We start from the raw sequence: 18,828 nt of genomic DNA on the forward strand, positions 1-18,828 counted from the left end.
CTCCGCCAGTCGCGGCAATGTAGCATTGAGCGGGATCAAACCGCAGCTTTCTTGACCGCAGATGCGCCTTCGACTAAGTCGCGCCGGTCTTCGTGACACATAGTTTTGAGCGCCTCTCGGGGCACGCTGGCCGGCGAGGTTTCGCCCGCCGGCGTTTTCCGCTTGGCGTTCCGGGAGTTTGCCTGATGTTCGACACGCTCAGCGACCGCCTGTCCGGCGTCTTCGACCGCCTCCGCGGCCGCGGCGCGTTGACTGAGGACGACGTGCGCGCGGCGATGCGCGAGGTCCGGGTCGCGCTGCTCGAAGCCGACGTCGCTCTCCCGGTCGCGCGCGAGTTCGTCGACGCGGCCACCGAGAAGGCGGTCGGGCAGGAAGTGCTGCGCTCGGTTACGCCGGGCCAGCAGGTCGTCAAGATCGTCCACGACGCTTTGGTCGAGATGCTTGGGCCGGACACGGCCGAGCTCAACACCAACGTCGCGCCCCCGGCCGTGATCATGATGGTCGGCCTTCAGGGCTCGGGCAAGACGACCACCACTGCCAAGCTGGCCAAGCGCCTGTCGGAAAAGGACCGCAAGAAGGTCCTGATGGCGTCGCTGGACGTCGCCCGCCCCGCGGCGCAGGAGCAGCTGGCCGTGCTCGGCCGCCAGGTGAACGTCGACACGCTGCCGATCGTCGCTGGCCAGAACCCGGTCGAGATCGCCGGGCGGGCGATGAACTCGGCCCGTCTGCAGGGTTATGACGTCCTGCTGCTCGACACCGCTGGCCGCCTTCACGTGGACGACGCGCTGATGGCCGAGATGAAGGCCGTTGCCGCCGCCTCGCGTCCGACCGAGACGCTGCTGGTGGTCGACAGCCTGACCGGTCAGGACGCGGTCAACGTCGCCAAGGGCTTTGCTGGCGAAGTCGAGCTGTCGGGCGTGGTCCTGACCCGCATGGATGGTGATGCCCGTGGCGGCGCGGCGCTGTCGATGCGCTCCGTCACCGGCAAGCCGATCAAGTTCGCCGGCACCGGCGAGGCGATGGACGCGCTTGAGGCGTTCCACCCCCAGCGCGTCGCCGGCCGGATTCTCGGCATGGGCGACGTGGTCAGCCTGGTCGAGCGCGCGGCCGAAACCATTCAGGTCGAGGATGCCGAGAAGCTCGCGGCCAAGATGGCCAAGGGCAAGTTCGACCTCGACGACCTCCGGATGCAGCTGCAGCAGATGCAGCGCATGGGCGGCCTCGGTGCGCTGGCCGGTATGCTGCCGGGCCTCAAGGGCATGAAGGGCGCGATGGACAAGGCGGCGGACGGCAAGGCGCTGGTCCACCTGGAGGCCATGCTGTCGTCCATGACCGCCAAGGAGCGCGCGGCGCCCAACGTCATCAACGCCAAGCGCAAGATCCGCATCGCCAAGGGCAGCGGTCGCACCGTTCAGGAAGTGAACAAGCTCCTGAAGATGCACCAGGAAATGGAAGGCGCGATGAAGCGCCTCAAGAAGATGGGCGGCCTCGGCAAGCTCGCCGCGATGTTCGGCAAAGGCGGCCTGGAAGGCGCGATGGGCGGCCTGCTGCCCGGTGCCATGCCCGGCGCGGGCGGCGGCATGGGCGGGCTTCCCGGGCTGCCGGGCGGCCTCCCGCCCGGCGCTCACAAGTTCGGCAAGAAATAACAACCAATCACAAGAAGGACTTAGAACATGGCTCTCAGCATTCGTCTCGCCCGTGGCGGCGCCAAGAAGCGCCCCTACTACCGCATCGTCGTTGCCGACGCCCGCGCCCCGCGCGACGGCCGCTTCATTGAGAAGATCGGCACCTACAACCCGCTGCTCGCCAAGGACTCGCCCGAGCGCGTCAAGCTCGACGCCGAGCGCGCGTCGCACTGGCTGAAGGCCGGCGCCCAGCCGTCCGACCGAGTTGCCCGCTTCCTCGACGTCCTCGGCGTCAAGGAGCGTTCGGCCCGCAACAACCCGAACAAGGGCAAGCCGGGCGAGAAGGCAACCGAGCGCGCCGAGGCCCGTGCGACCCGTGAGGCCGAGCTGGCCGAAGCCGCCGCGGCTGCTGCCGCTGCGCCGGAGCCGGAAGCGCCCGCCGCCGCCGAAGAGTCCGCTCCGACCCAGCCCGAGCCGGCCGAAGGCCCGTCGGCGGGTGAGGCCGAAGGTTCGGGCGCCCCGACCCAGCCCGAGCCGGCCGAGGGCGGCGACGACGCTGCTCCCGCCGAAGGCGCCGAAAAGGCAGAATAATGAGCAAGGTGGCCCTCGCCGCGATCGCCGGTGCCCACGGCATCCGCGGCGAGGTCCGCCTTAAGCTGTTCACCGACTCCGCCGACAACCTCGCGCATCACTCGGCGGTGACCGTCGGTGGGCGTGAGTTGCGGCTGGAGAAGGTGGGTGGGGCCGGCAAGGCGGTGGTCGCGCGTTTCGCTGGCGTCACCAGCCGCGAAGCCGCCGAGGCCATGCGCGGCCAGTTGATTGAAGTTGACCGCGCCGCCCTCCCGGCGCTGGACGAGGGCGAATACTACCACGCCGACCTGATCGGCTTGCCTTGCTTCGACCAGGACGGAGCGCCGCTCGGCACCGTCGTCGCTGTCGAGAATTTCGGCGCCGGCGACCTGCTGGAGATCGAAGGCGAGGGCGGCAAGCGAGCCCTTGTCCCGTTCACGCCCGGTGTGGCCGACCTGACCGACGGCCGCGTGGTTCTCGACCCCGACTTCCTCGCCTAGCCGTCGCCGACCTCAACCGTCTCACGCCGGGTCTCGCCTGCTTCCTCCAGCACCACCGGCTGCCGCATCAGCGGACTCTTGGCCGCCAGGTCGTTGCGGATAGTGGTGGCCGCCTGGCCTCCTTCGCCCATCGCGTGGCTGATCTGGTCCAGCCCGTGCACCACGTCTCCGGCGGCGTAGAAGCCTTCCACCGTGCTGCGCATCTTCTCGTCGCACAGCACGCATCCGTCCTCCGCCAGCTCCGCGCCCAGCATCTCGGCCAGCTGCGTGTGCGTGTCGGACCCGAGCGCGGGATAGATGCTGTCGAACGTCAGCAGACCGTCGGCCGAGTCGACCGTGATGCACGCGCCGGTCACTCCGATCGCTTCGGCCGGCCCGTCAACCAGCGTCACGCCAGCCTGCTCCAGCTTCGTCCGGTCCTCAGGCGCCAGCTCCAGCGCCTTGTCTGGCGCGATCAGCGTCACGTCGGCGGTGTAGCTGCGCAGGAACACCGCCTCACCGACGCCATTCTTGCCGGACCCGATCACCCCGACTTTCTTGTCGGTGACCTCGAACCCGTCGCAGATCGGGCAATAGCGGATCAGCCCGCGCGCCATGGCGTCGTCGTGGAGCTCCGGGTCCATCGGCGGCCGGCGGTTGGTCAGCCCGGTCGCCAGCAGGACGGAGCGCGTCCGTTGGGAGCCCTGACCCCATTCGGCGGTGAACAGCCCGTCCTCGTCCTTGTCGAGGCGCTGCACTCGCCCGGTCTCGATCTTGGTCCCGTACTTCTGCGCCTGCTCGCGCATGAGCCGCAGCAGCTCCTTGCCGTTGATGCCGTCAGGATAGCCGGCGTGGTTGTGGGAGCAGGGGATCCACCCGGCCCGGCTCTTGCCCTCGTCCACCACCAGGATGTCGAGGTGAAAGCGGGACAGGTAGATGGCGGCGGTCAGCCCAGCCGGGCCACCACCGATGATCAGACAATCATAAGGTGCATCGGAAGCCATGCGCGGCCAATGGCTTGGCGTCACCGTTGTTCCGGACTAGCGACCAGGATCATGCTGTGGTTGCTCCTTGCGGTGGTCGCTCACCTCGTTTTCTCGATGATGCTGGTCGGAAAGCTGCACCGCGCCTTCCCTGCGTGGGGCAAGGGCCGACTGGTGTCAGTTGCGGCGCTGCCGATGCCGCTGCTGATCTGGGGAGCGTGCTCGCTCCTGCTTTTGAAGGTGCTCACCAGCACCGCCGAAGAGTGCCGCGCCGACGCGTGCGGCACGTCACTGCTCGCCGTGGCTTATGCGTCGGCGTGCGGGCTGGTTCTCTTCCTGCTTGGCGCGGCTTGCGCGGCGTTTGTGTCACGCCGGTTTGCCGCCTCGCCAGCGGCCAGCGAACCGAGAGCCGAGGCGAAATGAGCTTTCGCGCGTCCGTCCTCACCCTCTACCCGGACATGTTTCCCGGTCCGCTGGGGCTTAGCCTCGCCGGGCGCGCGCTGGGGGAAGGCACCTGGACCCTCGACGCCACCAACATTCGCGACTTCGCGACCGACAAGCACCGCAGCGTCGATGACACGCCGGCCGGGGGCGGCGCCGGCATGGTGCTCAAACCCGACGTGCTCGCCGCCGCGCTGGACAGCGTCGCGGACGGCCGCCCCATGCTGGCGATGACCCCGCGCGGCGCTCCGCTGACCCAGGGGCGCGTGCGGGAGCTGGCGGCTGGGGAGGGCGCCATCATCCTATGCGGCCGGTTCGAGGGCTTCGACGAGCGCATCTTCGAGGCCCGCGCGCTCGAACCGGTGTCGGTCGGCGACTACATCCTGTCGGGCGGCGAGCTTCCCGCCATGATCCTGCTTGATGCTTGCGTTCGCCTGCTGCCCGGAGTAATGGGCGCGGCCTCCAGCGGAGAGGACGAGAGCTTCGAAACGGGGCTGCTCGAATATCCGCATTATACCCGACCAGTCGACTGGGAAGGGCGCACGATCCCCGAAGTGCTGCGATCGGGGGATCATGCGAAGATCGCTGCCTGGCGTCATGCCCGGGCGATGGAGGATACACGGCTACGGCGGCCGGACCTGATCGAGCGCCATGGGGGCGCATCGCAGGCACCGCCCTCTGGCGCGCGGCGGAAGAGATAGGGACGAGACCGAAGTGAACCTGATCCAGACTATCGAGCGCGAGCAGATCGCTGAACTGACCCAGGCCCGCGCCATTCCGGAATTCCGCGCCGGCGACACGCTGCGCGTCGGCGTGCGCGTGGTCGAAGGCGACCGCACCCGCGTCCAGAACTACGAGGGCGTGTGCATCGCCCGCTCGAACAAGGGCATCGGGTCTAATTTCACCGTCCGCAAGATCAGCTTCGGCGAGGGCGTCGAGCGCGTCTTCCCGCTTTATTCGCCGACCATCGAGACCATCGAAGTCGTCCGCCGCGGCGCCGTCCGCCGTGCCAAGCTCTATTACCTGCGCGGCCGCACCGGTAAGTCGGCCCGCATCGCCGAGCGCCGTGATCCGCGCCGCGAGGCCGGCAAGCAGGCGGCGGCCACCGCCACCCCGCAGACCGACACCGCCGAGGGCTGAGCAGCTCACTAATAACGCGATTCTGGAAGAGGGCTCGGCCGCTGGCCGGGCCCTTTTTCGTGTCAGAGCCGCAGCCGGCTGATCAGCACCGTCGCATCCGGCAGATATTGTGCCCGCGCGAACCGCGGTTGCGCAGCCTTGAGCGGCGCCGCGGCCGCCGGCAGCGCCCAGCGGGTGCCGACCACTGTCAACTGGACCGGCTCCGGCCCGATCAGCAGTTCAACGATCTGGCCGTCGCAACTGCGCCCGGTGCAGGTTAACGAATAAACGCCGCTACCTTCCTTTGCGGCCACTGCCCGCACTTGGCCGGGGACTCCCAGCGCTCGCACGTTCGCGTTGGCCGGCGCAGTGATGGAAACACTGTCAGCGCCGTTCGCCTGTATGCGCAGCTGCACCCGGCGGCCACCGGGCGCTGACGTCGCCTCCACGGCAAGCGCGCGAGCCGGCATTAGGCCGCCAACGGGCGGCGCAGGCGCGATCCAGCGCTGCCGCCGGCCGAGCGCCTCAACCGTCCCGAGCCGCCAGTCCCCGAAACGCCGCCACGCTGCCGGTAAAGCCTTGCGATCGTTGACTACCGACCAGACCGGCTGCCGCTGCGCCGGGTCGACGACATACTGCAGCGTCCATTGCTGCTGCCGGTCCGCCGAGTAGGCGGGGGCCAGCGCCGCGGGCACCCAGGCCAGCGCCGCGAAGCCGGCCAGCGCCGCGAGCAGTCGCCCGCGCCGGGCGCCCTCCAGCAACGGCTTGGCCTCGATCAGCCACGGCAGCAGCACCAGCGCGCCGAAGATCGCGAACAGCCATAGCGGCCCACTGTTCAGCAGGTCCTCCAACAGCCCCAGCATGCCGCCGAGCGTCAGGTACAGGACGATCGCCGCCAGCACTGCCGCGACGGTCTCCGCCGGCTTCCACCAGCGCGCGGCCAGCAGCCCCAGGGCGAACACGGCAGGCGGCAGGATGAAGTAGATCAGCGCCCCGCTGGCCAGCGCCGTCAGCCCCGCGCCGAGTGCCACGAACAGCAGCCAGAACCCGGCCCGCAGCCGCCCGATGTCCGTCCGCCGCATGAGTCCGACCAGCGCCAGCCCGACTGCGATCACCCCGGCATAGACCGCCAGCTCGCTTGCAGCCGGCTGCGCGCGCCAGAACTGACCTTCGCGCAAGGCGCCGACGATGCTCAGCCCCAGCCACGCCACCGCCGCGCCACCGACCACCGCTACCAGCAGCGCCGGAACGGCCAGCCACGCCCGCCGCCGCACGACTGCTATCAGCAGCACGATCCCGAGCCCCGCCGCCGCGACCACGCCGACCCACATCGGCATCGTCACCAACCCGAACGGCGCCATCGTCATGAACAGGATCTCCGATCCGCTGCCACTCGCCACTGGCGCCGGCCGGCTCGCTAGCCGGCTCGCCACGCTCAGCACCTGATCACCCATGTGCTGCAGCGTCGCCGGGTCCATGCCGGCCAGGTCGTCGCCGGGCGAGTGGTAGCGCGTCTCGTTACCGATCGGCGCGAAGTTCAGCGTCAGCCAGCGTCGGTCCTCGAACGTGTTGACGTCCGTGTAGTTGGGGATCTGCTTGTAAGCGCTGACCGCCAGGCTGCTCGCCACTGGCGCGCGCACCGTCTCCGCGAACACTCGGACAGCGGCGGCGTTCGGGACCGACGTTTCGAACATGTTGACCGGCCCGGTCGTGCCCCGCGCCTCCAGGTTGATCAGGCTGTCCACCTGGCGGTTGAGCGGATCGCCCTCCAGGAACGCTCGCGCGCCGACCAGGCCCAGCTCTTCACCCTCGTTGAACAGGAAGGTGACTGGTCGCCCCAACGGCCGATCTCTGAGCAGGCTCGCCACCTCCAGCATGGTCGCCACGCCCATGCCCGCGTCCGACGCACCCGGCCCGACCGGCACACTGTCGTAATGCGAGTTGATGAGGAGGTGCCGCCCGTTCGCAGGCCCGACCGTCACCAGCACGTTGCGTACCCGCGCGCAGCTGACGCCCCGCTGCTTGAACAGCCGGTTGCAGGCGAAGCGGTCGTCCACCCGCGGCTGCAGCCCCATGCTGCGCAGTTCCGCCACCAGCCGGTCGCGGACTTCATCGCTGGCAACGGTGTCCGCCGGATGCGGCCGCTGCTCGCCGAGCACACGCGCCAGTCGGTCCTTTGCCCGCAGTGCGTCGAACTCTCCCGCCGCGCTCAATGTCCGCACCGCAGGCGGTGCGCTCAGCCAAGGCGTCGCCGCCATCAGCGCCAGCAGCCCCGCCACCACCAGCACCAGCCACAGGCTCTTGCGCATCCCTTGTCTCCCCCGTTGCCTAAGCCATATCGCCACCGCCGCCCGGTTGCGATAGGGCGCGCGCACAAGGAGAATCTGGATGGGTTACCGGGTCGCCGTCGTCGGAGCGACGGGCAATGTCGGACGCGAGATGCTGCAGATCCTGGCCGAGCGGCAGTTCCCGCTCGACGAGGTGGCGGCGGTCGCTTCGTCCCGCTCGACCGGCGACGTCATCGATTTCGGCGACTCAGGCGAAACGCTCAAGGTGAAGAACCTCGAGCATTTCGATTTCGCGGGCTACGACATGGCCCTGTTCGCCATCGGTTCCGAAGGCAGCAAGCTGCACGCGCCCCGCGCCGCGGCGGCGGGCTGCACCGTGATCGACAACTCTTCGCTGTTCCGCATGGACCCCGACGTGCCGCTGATCGTGCCGGAGGTGAATGCAGAGGCGATCGCCGGCTATCGCGCCCGCAACATCATCGCCAACCCGAACTGCTCCACCGCGCAGCTGGTGGTGGCGCTGAAGCCCCTCCACGACGTCGCTCGCATCAAGCGGGTGGTGGTCGCGACCTACCAGTCCGTCTCCGGCGCCGGTAAGTCCGGCATGGACGAGCTGTTCAACCAGTCGCGCAACATCTTCGTCGGCGATGCTACCGAGCCGCACCACTTCACCAAGCAGATCGCCTTCAACGTCATTCCGCACATCGACAGCTTCCTCGACGACGGCTCGACCAAGGAGGAGTGGAAGATGGTGGTCGAGACCAAGAAGATCCTCGATCCGAAGATCAAGGTCACCGCCACCTGCGTCCGGGTGCCCGTGTTCGTCGGCCACTCCGAAGCCGTGAACGTCGAGTTCGAAGACGAGATCAGCGCGGCTCAGGCGCAAGAAATCCTGCGCGAGGCGCCCGGCATCATGCTGGTCGATAAGCGCGAGAACGGCGGCTACGTCACGCCCGTTGAATGCGTCGGCGACTATGCCACCTTCGTTTCCCGCGTCCGCGAGGACCCGACGGTCGACAACGGGCTCAGCTTGTGGGTGGTCAGCGACAACCTCCGCAAGGGCGCAGCGCTGAACGCCGTGCAGATCGCCGAACTGCTCGGCCGCAGGCATCTGCAGAAGGCGGCCTGAGCATGGCGGCGGCGCGAACCCTCACCGGCGGCTGCGCTTGCGGCCGCATCCGCTTCACCGCAGACGTGCCCGACGACGCGCACGCCTACCTCTGCCACTGCCGGATGTGCCAGCGAGCGAGCGGGAACGTCAGCCTGGCCATGGTCGGCCTGCGGCAGGCCGACGTTCGCTGGAGCCAGGAGCCCGACTGGTACGACAGCTCGCCAATCGCCCAGCGCCCGTTCTGCGCTACCTGCGGCACCTCGCTCGGCTTCCGCTACCGCGAGGGCACGGACAAGATGGACCTGACCGTCGCCGCGTTCGACGACCCGTCCGGCTTCAAGCCCAGCAGCCACTTTGGCGCCGAAAGCATCCATCGCGCCTGGCTCAACACCGAAGGCCTGCCGGAGACCCGCAGCGACGAGTACCAAGCGCTGAACGAGCGGTGGTCCGCGGCCGGGGCCAAGCCGCCGGCCTAGTTACCGGCACGCCACTGCGCTCACAAGGTTGTGCTTTGCAACCCTTTGCCAAGCGAACGGTTGGGCTACGTAACGTTCTCGACTAGGTAGCGTGGGGTGCACCGTTTCGCCTTGCTCGTTTCCGTCTGGGGACCAGTAGAGTTAGCCGGGCAGGCCTGTGGCGAGAGTAGTCGAGTACCAAGCGGTTTACCGCTCTACCGTGGAGCGGCGCGAGATCAGCCGCATTTCCAGCTTCGATGCGCTGCGTGGCATCATGTGCATCGGGATTGCGCTGCTGCACCTAATACCTTGCTTTTTCGACGCCGGCGCCCCTGAGTATCGTGCGTCGCTCTACCTTGCTTATTTCACCGACATCTTCTTCGTCATGGGTGGCTTCTTTCTTGGGCGGCGCTGGATTGGCGGCCGCCTCGAAGGAACGACAGCACGTGACTTCCTGGTTCACCGGTTAAGCCGCCTTTACCCACTCCACCTGGCCACCCTCGCATTCTACCTCTTGATGGGTTCTCTCGTATGGCTCGGCGTCGTGCAATCGGACGATCCGGAGCGCTACGATACTACCAGCATTCTACCGAACCTCACGCTGACGCACAGCTTTGGCCTGGGGCACCGGTTTGCGTTCAATGGGGCCAGTTGGGCCGTCAGTGCGGTGTTCTTCTGCGATCTGCTGGCAGCTGCGCTGCTTTCCGCCCAGCTGATCGGGCGAAGATCGCTGGTTATCATTTTCGTGTTAAGCACCATCGTAGCGATGGCGGGCGCGATGCTGTTGGGAGAAGATATTACCCGCCTTCAGTATGCCGAATTTGGGGTGCTGCGGGCCATGCCATCGTTCCTGTTCGGCCTGCTGCTCGCCATATCGGGTTTGTACGTTCGTTCGCGAGCGCTCGCTGGCGGGCTTTTGATGACCGCACTGTTTCTGGCGTTTGCCATCGGTGGGCCGTTGACGGGTTTAGCCCGTCTGGCGCTTGTCTACTTCTTCGTGACTGCAGTGCTTGCGGCCGAGACAGCGCAACTTTGGACACCCTTGAGCTGGCGTCCACTGCAACGCTTGGGGAGCTTCTCCTACGGTGTATACCTGATGCACGGGGTGGTGATCACGCTGGTTGTCAGCTTGCTGCTCAAGCGCATTCTCGGCGTTGACCCGCTTGCGCTCGGCGCAGATCGCCCACTGCTTGCTCACCTGCTGGTCGCGGCTTGCGTGCTGTGCTCGTTCCTGGCGGCTTGGATCAGCCTCCGCACCGTCGAACGGTTCGGCGGACAATGGATCCGTGCGGCGCTGCTGTCCCGGCCCTCCGCGCCCCGATTGCAGAACAACCGAGCGCCTGAGCCCGCCATTGCACAATCGGATTTCGCCTGACATGTCTGGTCTCGTGCCCGCCCAGCTCGCCCGCTTCAGCCTTCATTTGCTCTCGTCGGCTGCGGGGGGATGGGTCAACATCGCGCGGCGTCGAGTCCAAGTTGTCTAATTGAGCGAACGTGAGCGCCACTGAACATCGCTGGACCGCGTCGGACGGCGTCGACCTCGCCTACTACGAGGTCGGGCAGGGCCGGCCCGTGATCCTGCTCCACGGCCTGTTCTCCGACGCGCACATGAACTGGATCAAGTTCGGCCACGCCGAGCGGATCGCTCGTGAGGGCTTCCGCGTGATCACCCCCGACCACCGCGCCCATGGCCGCTCGGGCAAGCCGCACGACCCTGGCGCCTATGGCCCCGGTGTGCTCGCCCGCGACGTCCGCGAGCTTGTGGGCCACCTCGGCCTCACCGACTTCGATCTTGGCGGGTTTTCGCTCGGCGCACGGACAACCGTGCAAGCAATCGGCGAGGGGCTGCGGCCGCGCCGCGCCATCCTCGGCGGCATGGGCCTCCAGGGCCTGGCCAACTGGAGGCGGCGGAAGACCTTCTTCCTGGAGGTGATCGACCGCTTCGACACCCTCCAGCGTGGCGACCCGCACTGGCTCGCTGCGCAGTTCATGAAGAGCCAGAAGGTCGACCGCCAGGCCGCGCGACTGCTGCTCGACAGCTTCGAGGACGTGTTCATGGACTGGCTCGGTGCGCTGACCATGGCGGTGCTGGTGGTGTGCGGCTTGCAGGACGAGGATAATGGCTCGGCCCGCGAGCTTGCCGACAAGCTGCCCGACGCCACCCTGGCGATCGTCCCCGGCACCCACATGAGCTCGGTGACGGAACCGGAGCTCGGCGACGCCATCGCAAACTTCTTGACGGCTCCCTGAGGACCCCGCACCCAAGCTACATCCATTCACAACTGCTCAGAGGCGTCGTCCGATGAAATTGGCCGTTTCCACCTCCATCATCGCTTTGACCTTGGCCGGCTGCATGACGGGCCCGAGCGCCGGATCGCGGATGGTGCGTCCTCAGAATGACGTCATCATTGAGAACGGGCCGGCATCGGCCGAAGGGCAGGCGCAACCGCGTACCCCGGAAGGTGCGCGCGCCTTCATCGCCGCGGTTGAGAAGGACCTCTACGACCTCAGCGTGATCGGCGGTCGCGCGGCGTGGGTGAACGCCACCTACATCAACGACGACACCGACGCGCTCGCCGCCTACTTCGGCACCATCGGCACGGAGAAGGGCGTTCAGTACGCCAAGGAAGCGGCCGAATGGTCGCGCGTGCCAGGCCTCGATCCGGATACGGCGCGCAAGCTCAACATTCTCCGCGGCGCGCTGGTGCTGGCTGCGCCGAACGGCCAGGCCGCCGAGCTCAACACCATCTCGACGCGCCTCCAGTCGACCTACGGCAAGGGCCGCGCGACGCTCGGCGGCAAGGAGATCACCGGCGACGACGCCGAGGAGAAGATGGGCACGCTGCGCAATCCGGCGCAGCTCAAGGAAATCTGGACCAGCTGGCACACCAACGTCGGCCGGCCGATGCGGGAAGATTACACCCGCATGGTCTCCATCGCCAACCAGGGGGCCAAGGAACTCGGCTACGACGACACGGGCGCCATGTGGCGCAGCCAGTATGACATGAGCCCACAGGAATTCTCGGCCATGTACGACCGGCTGTGGGCGGAGGTACAGCCGCTCTACAACCAGCTTCATTGCTACACGCGCACCAAGCTGAACCAGAAGTACGGCAATGCGGTGCAGCCTGCGTCCGGCCCGATCCGCGCCGACCTGCTCGGCAACATGTGGGCGCAGGAATGGGGCAATATCTACGACGTGGTCGCGCCCAAGGGTGCCGGCGACATCGGCTATGATCTGACGGATCTGCTCGCCGAAAAGAAGTATACGCCCGAGCAGATGGTCCGCACGGGCGAGCGCTTCTACACTTCGCTCGGCTTCCCAGCGCTACCCGCAAGCTTCTGGCAACGCAGCCAGATCACCCGTCCGCGCGACCGCGAGGTGATCTGCCACGCCTCGGCCTGGGACGTGAACAACGTTGACGACCTGCGCATCAAGATGTGCACCAAGGTCAATGCCGACGACTTCGTGACCATTCACCACGAACTCGGCCACAACTTCTACCAGCGGGCGTACAACCAGCAGCCCTACCTGTACCTCAATGGCGCTAACGACGGCTTCCATGAGGCGATCGGCGACTTCATCGCCCTGTCGGTGACGCCGGAGTATCTCGTCCAGATTGGCCTGCTCGACCGTAACAAGGTGCCGAGCGCCGACAAGGACACTGGCCTGCTGCTCCGCCAGGCCATGGACAAGGTCGCATTCCTGCCGTTCGGCCTGATGGTCGACAAATGGCGCTGGGGCGTGTTCGACGGCTCGATCCCGGCCAGCGGCTATGAGGCCGGCTGGAACCAGCTGCGCCAGCAGTACCAGGGCATCACCCCGCCGGTGCAGCGGACCGAAGCGGACTTCGACCCCGGCGCCAAGTATCACATCCCGGCCAACACGCCCTACGCCCGTTATTTCCTCGCCCGCATCCTGCAGTTCCAGTTCTATAAGGCGGCCTGCGACATGAGCGGCTGGAAGGGCCCGCTTCACCGCTGCTCCTTCTACGGCAACAAGGAGGTCGGCCAGCGCCTCAATCAGATGCTGACCATGGGCGCGTCCAAACCGTGGCCCGACGCGCTGCAGGCTTTCACCGGAAGCCGCGAAATGTCGGGCAAGCCAATGCTCGAGTATTTCGCGCCCCTGCAGCGCTGGTTGGAACAGCAGAACGCCGGGAAGCAGTGCGGCTGGTAATCGCCGCCGTTCTATCGCTGACTTGGGGCGGAGCAGCCATTGCCGCTCCGCCGCCTCCGGCCATCTACCCGGCCGACCGCCCGCAGACGCTCGATGGCTATGACGTCGCCGCACTATACCGGTCTTACTGGTCGTGGGCCTTGCGCGGCCGCGGCGATGCACTGAAGCGTTCGCTGCGGATCGACGATCAATGGCTCGGCAAGCGTTGGTGGGGCGCTCCCGCCCGCAGCACACTAGCTCATTATGATTTCGGTGCGATCCGCGAGGATCGCCTTGACCTTTATTGCAACGGCGATCCCGTCAAGGATGAGGCGGCGGGCTCCTGCGCCTACCGCTACCAGTATGCGTTCGTTCCCGACCTACTAGCCACCAGCAAGCCGCTCCACGACGCCATCGACGCAAGCTTTCGACCCCAGGAGCTGGTCGCGCTGCTGAAACAACAAGGCTACCGGCGTGACGAACCGGACCGGTCGAATGAGAAGCTGTTCGCCCTGTTCGCAAGGCACACCAGCCAGACCAAGCTCTACCTGCCGTTCGTCGAGCGGCACGACACCGGCAGCTCGACCTGCCCGCAGCTGGCCAAGGCCGTCGCCGGGCTGGGCAAGATCAATCTCGACCTCGCGCCGGCGCCCGCGAACTTCGCGGCCGGCTCCAGCCCGCATGGCGCCCTGACGGAAGTCGAAATGGACGCTCGCACAGAGGCAGGCAGGCCCATTACCATCCGAGGTAACACAGCCCTGCATGCCCAGATGCAGCCGCTGTGGGACGCGGCGGAGGCCTGCTCACCGCCAAGCTACGCAGCCAAGGTGCCTCGGTAGGCCGGTCAGCTCATCCCTGCCGCGCGGATGCGGCGCTGCGCTTCCTTGGTGCCAAGGTCCTCGTCCCGCTTGCGGCTGAGCAGGAACGCGCCCGCAGCGGCGACCCCGCCGACCACTGCCGCTGCCGCGAGCGGATGCATCTGCGCCTCCAGGAACAGCGACGTCTGGCGGGTGAACGGGTTCTGGTTGCTCTCAGTCCGGCCATCGGCCCGTGCTTCGAACAGGTTGTCACTCGTGCCAGGGGCAGGGGGCACGTCGGTGGTCTGCGCCAGCTCGCCGCCGACCAGCTCCATCGCCTTGTCGGCCAGCTTGGGCAACGCCGGAGCGAAGGTGTTGATGGCTAGCCCACCGCCGCCGACGATCAGCACCCGGCGCCGGTTCTGGGCGGCAAAGCAGATCGCCTTGCCGACCAGCTCGACGTCGTAGATCGGCTGTGGCAGCCGCGCCGGCGCGTCCAGCTTGTTGCGGGCATGCTCCGGATAGGGCGTGTCGATGGCGGCCGGCTTGATCAGCGTGACCGACACTGGTGCGCCCTCCTGCTCCAACTCCATCCGCAGCGTGTCGGTAAACTGCATCACTGCCGCCTTCATGGCGCAATATGGCCCTTGCAGCGGGATGGCTCGGCTACTCAGCACGGACCCGACGTTGATGAGTGCGCCGCCACGTTCCTTGAGATGGCGGACGGCTTCCATGCTGCCCTGTACCAGCCCGAAGTATCCAACGTCGAACACTCGCCGGTGCTCGTCCAGACTGACCTGGTCCAGCCGGGCATAAATCGCCGCGGCCGCATCATTCACCCAGGTGTCGATGCGCCCAAACGCCTCAACTGCCGTGGCGGCCAGCTCGCCCGCGGCACCCGGATCGGCGACGTCGAGGTCGATCGCGGTCGCCTCACCGCCCTTGTTACGGATGGTCACAACTGCCTCGTCCAGCGCCTCCGCGTTACGCGCCGCCAGCACGACCTTGGCGCCCGCCGCCGCCGCGCGCCGGGCCGTCGCCAGTCCGATCCCGCTCGACGCACCCGTGATCACCACCACCTGTTCCTTGAGCGGCCTCAGCCCCATTCTTCCTGCTCCCATGCGAAGAGGGGCGCCGAAGCGCCCCTCCCGTTCAACCGTTCAAGCGAGCCTTAGGCTCCGTATGCTACCGAACCGACCTTGGTCTGGTCGTCGTCGGTGTCGTCCAGGCCGGTGTTGCCGGTGCTCGAAGCGGTCTGGCTGCCCGTGTTCGACGACTTCGACTTGCCGCTCTTGCCCGATCCACTCGCACCACTGCTCGATGCGGAGGTGCTGGGGGAGCCGCTCGACTTGGTCGAACCGGTGCTGCTCGAGTCCGTGGTGCTGGTCGACGTGCCGCTTGCGCCGCCGCCCGACACGGTGCTGCCCGTCGAGCCGCCGCCCATGCCGCTGGGCGTGCCGCCAGTCGACGCCGAGCTGGTCCCGAAGGCCGGCTGAGTCGAGCCACTGCTCGAGCCCGAGCCACTGCTGCTGCTGCCGCTGGTGCTGCTGCTGCTGCCACTGACGCTGCTTTGGACATCGCTCGGGGAGCTGCCGCCGGTACCCGCGCCGATGCCGGCCGTGCTGCTGGGCGTGCTGCTGTTAGTTTCCAGCAGGCTGTCCTGGCTGGTCGAACCCTGACTCTTGTAGGCGCCCGCGCCGGCCTTGCGGTCACCGTCGGCCTGCCCGTACTTCATGGACTCGCTTGAGCCCGAGCTGCTGCTCCGGCGCGAGAAGAAGAAGGCGCCGGCTGCCGCGGCCGCCGTGGCCACTGCCGCCGCCGCTACCGGCCGGTTGCGGACCTGCTGCCCGATGTTGCCGAAGCGGTCGCCAAGGCTGCTGCCGCCGCTGCGGTTCCGCTCGCTGCTGCTGCTGCTGCTGCTGCTGCTGCTGCGATCAGTCGTGTGGGACTGGTGCTCGCGACCATGTTCCCGAGTGTCTTCGTTGCGCGCCATGCATGCTCTCCTTTGTACGCAAGGGGTTGCATGGCCGAACGTTCGATGGTGGCGGTCGTTGCGCGGCCTCGCCAGAGGGAGGCCGCGCCGCGCCAGTCAGAGTTGGGTGAGCAGGGTCTCGGCGCTGGACGCCTGGTACTCGCCCGGCGCCTCGACGTTCAGCTGCTCGACCACGCCGTCGTTCACGATCATCGAATAACGCTGGGAGCGGGTGCCCATGCCGAATTTGGCGCCGTCCATGGTTAGTCCAAGCGCGTCCGCCAGCTGGCCGTTGCCGTCGGCCAGCATGGTGATGTTCTCGCTGCCCTGGTCGCGGTTCCAGGCGCTCATCACGAACGCATCGTTGACGCTGGTGCAGGCGATCTCGTCCACGCCCTTGCCCTTCAGCTCACTCGCCTTCTCGACATAGGAGGGCAGGTGCTTGGCCGAGCAGGTCGGCGTGTACGCCCCAGGAACGGCGAACAGGGCGACCCTCTTGCCGCCGAAATATTCGGTCGTCGTGGTCGGTCGCGGTCCCTCGCTGGTGGCGATGGTAAGCGGCACGTCGGGCAGGCGATCGCCGACTTGGATGGTCATGGAATGCATCTCCTCTGCTGTTGGGATGGCGATATAAGCGACCGGTGTTCGGAACAAGGCTGCTCGCCGCGACAGGGCTTGTGCGACGGCAACCGGGGAGGGCATTGCATCAGCATGGATGACGCGCCTTTTCTCTCCGGCCGACTACTTCTTGCCATGCCGGGCCTTGCCGATCCCCGGTTCGACCGAGCGGTGATCGCCATCTGCGTGCATGACGAGAATGGCGCGGTGGGGGTCGGCATCGGTCACAAGCGTGCCGGCCTGCGGTTCCGCGGGCTGCTCAAGCAGCTGGACCTCGATCCGGGCATCGCGCCCGACTGCGCGATTCACCACGGCGGCCCGGTCGAACCAGGGCGCGGGTTCGTGCTGCATTCGACTGATTGGGGCGGGGAAGATACGTTGCACGTGGTCGGCAGCGGCGGGCAGCAATGGGCCATGACCGGAACGATCGATGTCCTGCGCGCCATTGCCGAGGGGCGCGGCCCCGCCAAGTGGCTGATCGCGCTCGGCTATGCTGGTTGGGCGGCGGGTCAGCTGGATGAGGAAATGACTCATCACGGCTGGTTTGCGGCTGGCGGAAATCCAGCGCTGATCTTTGACACGCCGGCCGACGAGCGCTGGGCGGCGGCGTTCCAAGGCGAGGGCATCGACCCGCGCCTTCTGTCCAGCGAAGCCGGCGCCGCCTGACCGGCAGCGACATATAAAGCTTCCTTTATATCCCGTTTGCCGCTATCGGCGCCCGCAACCGGCCGCGCTCTTCAGGCGCGGTCTTTCCATGTTGGAGAAGAAGTTCGTGGCTACCCAGACGCTCGAGCGCGCCAAGAACGCGAATGACCACCTCGTCAAGGATATCTCCCTGGCCGACTTCGGCCGCAAGGAGATCGAAATCGCCGAGACCGAGATGCCCGGCTTGATGGCGCTGCGCGATGAATATGGTGCGGCCAAGCCGCTCAAAGGCGCGCGGATCACCGGCTCGCTGCACATGACCATCCAGACGGCGGTGCTGATTGAGACCCTCACCGCGCTCGGCGCGGACGTGCGCTGGGCCAGCTGCAACATCTTCTCGACCCAGGACCATGCCGCCGCCGCCATCGCCGCGACCGGCGTCCCGGTGTTCGCCGTCAAGGGCGAGACGCTTGAGGAATATTGGGACTACGTGGTCCGGATCTTCGACTGGGGGCAGGACCAGACCTGCAACATGATCCTCGACGACGGCGGCGACGCTACCATGTTCGCACTGTGGGGCGCGCGGGTCGAGGCTGGCGAGGAGCTGTTCACCCCATCCAACGAGGAAGAAGAGATCTTCGCCGCGACCCTGAACCGCTTCCTCAAGGAGCGGCCGGGCTATCTCACCAAGACGGTGCAGACGATCAAGGGCGTCTCCGAAGAGACCACCACGGGCGTCCACCGGCTGTATGAGCTCGCCAAGCAGGGCAAGCTTCCCTTTCCGGCGATCAACGTCAACGACAGTGTCACCAAGTCGAAGTTCGACAATCTCTATGGCTGCAAGGAGAGCCTGGTCGACGCCATCCGCCGCGGCACGGACGTGATGCTGGCCGGCAAGGTCGCCGTGGTCGCCGGCTTCGGCGACGTCGGCAAGGGCTCGGCCGCCTCGCTCCGCAATGGCGGGGCGCGCGTGCTGGTGACCGAGGTCGACCCGATCTGCGCGCTGCAGGCCGCGATGGAAGGCTATGAGGTCGTGACCATGGAGGAGGCCGCGCCGCGGGCCGACATCTTCGTCACCGCGACCGGCAACATGGACATCATCACCCTCGACCACATGCGGGCGATGAAGAACATGGCGATCGTCTGCAATATCGGCCACTTCGACAGCGAGATCCAGATCGGCGCGCTCAGCAACATGAAGTGGACCGAGATCAAGCCGCAGGTCGATGAGGTCGAGTTCCCGGACGGCAAGAAGATCATCGTTCTGTCCAAGGGGCGCCTGGTGAACCTCGGCAACGCGACGGGCCACCCGAGCTTCGTGATGAGCGCCAGCTTCACCAACCAGACGCTCGCGCAGATCGAGCTATGGACCAAGAGCGAGCAGTACAAGAACGACGTATACGTTCTGCCCAAGCACCTCGACGAGAAGGTCGCCGCGCTTCATCTCGACAAGCTGGGCGTAAAGCTCACCAAGCTGAACGAGAAGCAGGCATCTTACATCGGCGTCACGCCGCAGGGCCCGTTCAAGCCCGAGCACTACCGCTACTAGGACCGAGTGCCGGCGAA

Annotated in this window: 19 protein-coding genes; 14 read left to right on the plus strand and 5 right to left on the minus strand. The window is 67.0% G+C overall.

What is annotated here, in order from left to right; translation table 11 throughout:
• The first annotated feature begins 185 nt into the window (after positions 1-185).
• The 3 genes from ffh to rimM are packed head-to-tail and all read left to right on the plus strand — an operon-like array spanning position 186 to position 2,695.
• Complete coding sequence (gene ffh / locus OMW55_RS04335) at positions 186-1,646, plus strand: signal recognition particle protein (protein WP_264881104.1); 1,461 nt, start codon at positions 186-188, stop codon at positions 1,644-1,646.
• Positions 1,647-1,673: 27 nt separating this feature from the next.
• Positions 1,674-2,216, plus strand: a complete 543-nt coding sequence (rpsP, locus tag OMW55_RS04340) for a 30S ribosomal protein S16 (protein WP_264881105.1) — start codon at positions 1,674-1,676, stop codon at positions 2,214-2,216.
• On the plus strand, positions 2,216-2,695 hold the full coding sequence (gene rimM, locus OMW55_RS04345; RefSeq protein ID WP_264881107.1) for a ribosome maturation factor RimM: 480 nt from the start codon (positions 2,216-2,218) through the stop codon (positions 2,693-2,695). Before rpsP ends, rimM begins: the two co-directional genes overlap by 1 nt.
• Here rimM and OMW55_RS04350 read toward each other — a convergent pair.
• Positions 2,692-3,678 carry an NAD(P)/FAD-dependent oxidoreductase gene (locus OMW55_RS04350; protein ID WP_264881109.1) on the minus strand — a complete coding sequence of 329 codons (987 nt, stop codon included), beginning with the start codon at positions 3,676-3,678 and terminating at the stop codon, positions 2,692-2,694. The two genes, rimM and OMW55_RS04350, sit on opposite strands and share 4 nt — an antisense overlap.
• Positions 3,679-3,729: 51 nt before the next feature.
• Between OMW55_RS04350 and OMW55_RS04355 the strand changes: the two genes are divergently transcribed.
• The 3 genes from OMW55_RS04355 to rplS are packed head-to-tail and all read left to right on the plus strand — an operon-like array spanning position 3,730 to position 5,238.
• Complete coding sequence (locus tag OMW55_RS04355; RefSeq protein WP_264881111.1) at positions 3,730-4,080, plus strand: hypothetical protein; 351 nt, start codon at positions 3,730-3,732, stop codon at positions 4,078-4,080.
• A complete protein-coding gene (trmD, locus tag OMW55_RS04360; RefSeq protein WP_264881112.1) occupies positions 4,077-4,799 on the plus strand; it encodes a tRNA (guanosine(37)-N1)-methyltransferase TrmD in 723 nt (240 codons plus the stop codon). The genes OMW55_RS04355 and trmD overlap by 4 nt, the downstream gene beginning before the upstream one ends.
• Before the next feature lie 13 nt (positions 4,800-4,812).
• Positions 4,813-5,238 carry a 50S ribosomal protein L19 gene (rplS, locus tag OMW55_RS04365; protein ID WP_264881113.1) on the plus strand — a complete coding sequence of 142 codons (426 nt, stop codon included), beginning with the start codon at positions 4,813-4,815 and terminating at the stop codon, positions 5,236-5,238.
• A 62-nt stretch (positions 5,239-5,300) separates the two neighbouring features.
• Here the strand turns inward: rplS and OMW55_RS04370 are convergent, their stop codons facing one another.
• On the minus strand, positions 5,301-7,526 hold the full coding sequence (locus OMW55_RS04370) for a M20/M25/M40 family metallo-hydrolase (protein WP_264881114.1): 2,226 nt from the start codon (positions 7,524-7,526) through the stop codon (positions 5,301-5,303).
• Positions 7,527-7,605: 79 nt separating this feature from the next.
• On the opposite strand from OMW55_RS04370, the gene OMW55_RS04375 reads away from it, so the two are divergent.
• The 6 genes from OMW55_RS04375 to OMW55_RS04400 all read left to right on the plus strand — a co-directional run bounded on the left by OMW55_RS04375 (position 7,606) and on the right by OMW55_RS04400 (position 14,069).
• Positions 7,606-8,634, plus strand: a complete 1,029-nt coding sequence (locus OMW55_RS04375) for an aspartate-semialdehyde dehydrogenase (RefSeq protein ID WP_264881116.1) — start codon at positions 7,606-7,608, stop codon at positions 8,632-8,634.
• 2 nt (positions 8,635-8,636) lie between these two features.
• Positions 8,637-9,092: a GFA family protein gene (locus OMW55_RS04380; protein ID WP_264881119.1), complete on the plus strand. Its 456-nt coding sequence runs from the start codon at positions 8,637-8,639 to the stop codon at positions 9,090-9,092.
• Positions 9,093-9,291: 199 nt separating this feature from the next.
• Positions 9,292-10,446, plus strand: a complete 1,155-nt coding sequence (locus OMW55_RS04385) for an acyltransferase family protein (RefSeq protein WP_264881121.1) — start codon at positions 9,292-9,294, stop codon at positions 10,444-10,446.
• Between the two features lie 119 nt (positions 10,447-10,565).
• Positions 10,566-11,321 carry an alpha/beta fold hydrolase gene (locus OMW55_RS04390; protein WP_264881123.1) on the plus strand — a complete coding sequence of 252 codons (756 nt, stop codon included), beginning with the start codon at positions 10,566-10,568 and terminating at the stop codon, positions 11,319-11,321.
• A gap of 52 nt (positions 11,322-11,373) precedes the next feature.
• Positions 11,374-13,251 carry a M2 family metallopeptidase gene (locus tag OMW55_RS04395; protein WP_264881125.1) on the plus strand — a complete coding sequence of 626 codons (1,878 nt, stop codon included), beginning with the start codon at positions 11,374-11,376 and terminating at the stop codon, positions 13,249-13,251.
• Positions 13,239-14,069, plus strand: coding sequence for a hypothetical protein (locus OMW55_RS04400; RefSeq protein ID WP_264881127.1), 831 nt, complete (start codon positions 13,239-13,241; stop codon positions 14,067-14,069). The genes OMW55_RS04395 and OMW55_RS04400 overlap by 13 nt, the downstream gene beginning before the upstream one ends.
• 5 nt (positions 14,070-14,074) lie before the next feature.
• Here OMW55_RS04400 and OMW55_RS04405 read toward each other — a convergent pair whose 3' ends face one another.
• The 3 genes from OMW55_RS04405 to OMW55_RS04415 all read right to left on the minus strand — a co-directional run bounded on the left by OMW55_RS04405 (position 14,075) and on the right by OMW55_RS04415 (position 16,596).
• The gene (locus OMW55_RS04405; RefSeq protein ID WP_264881129.1) at positions 14,075-15,133 is read right to left on the minus strand and encodes an SDR family oxidoreductase; all 1,059 of its coding nucleotides are present in this window, start codon (positions 15,131-15,133) and stop codon (positions 14,075-14,077) included.
• A gap of 65 nt (positions 15,134-15,198) precedes the next feature.
• A complete protein-coding gene (locus OMW55_RS04410; RefSeq protein WP_264881130.1) occupies positions 15,199-16,020 on the minus strand; it encodes a hypothetical protein in 822 nt (273 codons plus the stop codon).
• A 96-nt stretch (positions 16,021-16,116) separates the two neighbouring features.
• The gene (locus tag OMW55_RS04415) at positions 16,117-16,596 is read right to left on the minus strand and encodes a peroxiredoxin (protein WP_264881132.1); all 480 of its coding nucleotides are present in this window, start codon (positions 16,594-16,596) and stop codon (positions 16,117-16,119) included.
• A gap of 114 nt (positions 16,597-16,710) precedes the next feature.
• On the opposite strand from OMW55_RS04415, the gene OMW55_RS04420 reads away from it, so the two are divergent.
• Together OMW55_RS04420 and ahcY are read left to right on the plus strand one after the other, a co-directional pair.
• Positions 16,711-17,283, plus strand: coding sequence for a YqgE/AlgH family protein (locus OMW55_RS04420; RefSeq protein WP_264881134.1), 573 nt, complete (start codon positions 16,711-16,713; stop codon positions 17,281-17,283).
• 88 nt (positions 17,284-17,371) lie between these two features.
• A complete protein-coding gene (gene ahcY / locus OMW55_RS04425) occupies positions 17,372-18,811 on the plus strand; it encodes an adenosylhomocysteinase (RefSeq protein WP_264881135.1) in 1,440 nt (479 codons plus the stop codon).
• Positions 18,812-18,828: the final 17 nt, after the last annotated feature.

Origin of the sequence: Sphingomonas arvum, from assembly GCF_026013565.1 — a bacterium.
Taxonomy (GTDB): domain Bacteria; phylum Pseudomonadota; class Alphaproteobacteria; order Sphingomonadales; family Sphingomonadaceae; genus Sphingomicrobium; species Sphingomicrobium arvum.

Bases quoted from the DNA above. Each gene is read 5' to 3' on its own strand.
- ffh (WP_264881104.1), top strand. From the start codon at position 186: ATGTTCGACACGCTCAGCGACCGCCTGTCCGGCGTCTTCGACCGCCTC.
- rpsP (WP_264881105.1), top strand. From the start codon at position 1,674: ATGGCTCTCAGCATTCGTCTCGCCCGTGGCGGCGCCAAGAAGCGCCCC.
- rimM (WP_264881107.1), top strand. From the start codon at position 2,216: ATGAGCAAGGTGGCCCTCGCCGCGATCGCCGGTGCCCACGGCATCCGC.
- OMW55_RS04350 (WP_264881109.1), bottom strand. From the start codon at position 3,678: ATGGCTTCCGATGCACCTTATGATTGTCTGATCATCGGTGGTGGCCCG.
- OMW55_RS04355 (WP_264881111.1), top strand. From the start codon at position 3,730: ATGCTGTGGTTGCTCCTTGCGGTGGTCGCTCACCTCGTTTTCTCGATG.
- trmD (WP_264881112.1), top strand. From the start codon at position 4,077: ATGAGCTTTCGCGCGTCCGTCCTCACCCTCTACCCGGACATGTTTCCC.
- OMW55_RS04370 (WP_264881114.1), bottom strand. From the start codon at position 7,526: ATGCGCAAGAGCCTGTGGCTGGTGCTGGTGGTGGCGGGGCTGCTGGCG.
- OMW55_RS04375 (WP_264881116.1), top strand. From the start codon at position 7,606: ATGGGTTACCGGGTCGCCGTCGTCGGAGCGACGGGCAATGTCGGACGC.
- OMW55_RS04380 (WP_264881119.1), top strand. From the start codon at position 8,637: ATGGCGGCGGCGCGAACCCTCACCGGCGGCTGCGCTTGCGGCCGCATC.
- OMW55_RS04395 (WP_264881125.1), top strand. From the start codon at position 11,374: ATGAAATTGGCCGTTTCCACCTCCATCATCGCTTTGACCTTGGCCGGC.
- OMW55_RS04405 (WP_264881129.1), bottom strand. From the start codon at position 15,133: ATGGGGCTGAGGCCGCTCAAGGAACAGGTGGTGGTGATCACGGGTGCG.
- OMW55_RS04410 (WP_264881130.1), bottom strand. From the start codon at position 16,020: ATGGCGCGCAACGAAGACACTCGGGAACATGGTCGCGAGCACCAGTCC.
- OMW55_RS04415 (WP_264881132.1), bottom strand. From the start codon at position 16,596: ATGACCATCCAAGTCGGCGATCGCCTGCCCGACGTGCCGCTTACCATC.
- OMW55_RS04420 (WP_264881134.1), top strand. From the start codon at position 16,711: ATGGATGACGCGCCTTTTCTCTCCGGCCGACTACTTCTTGCCATGCCG.
- ahcY (WP_264881135.1), top strand. From the start codon at position 17,372: ATGTTGGAGAAGAAGTTCGTGGCTACCCAGACGCTCGAGCGCGCCAAG.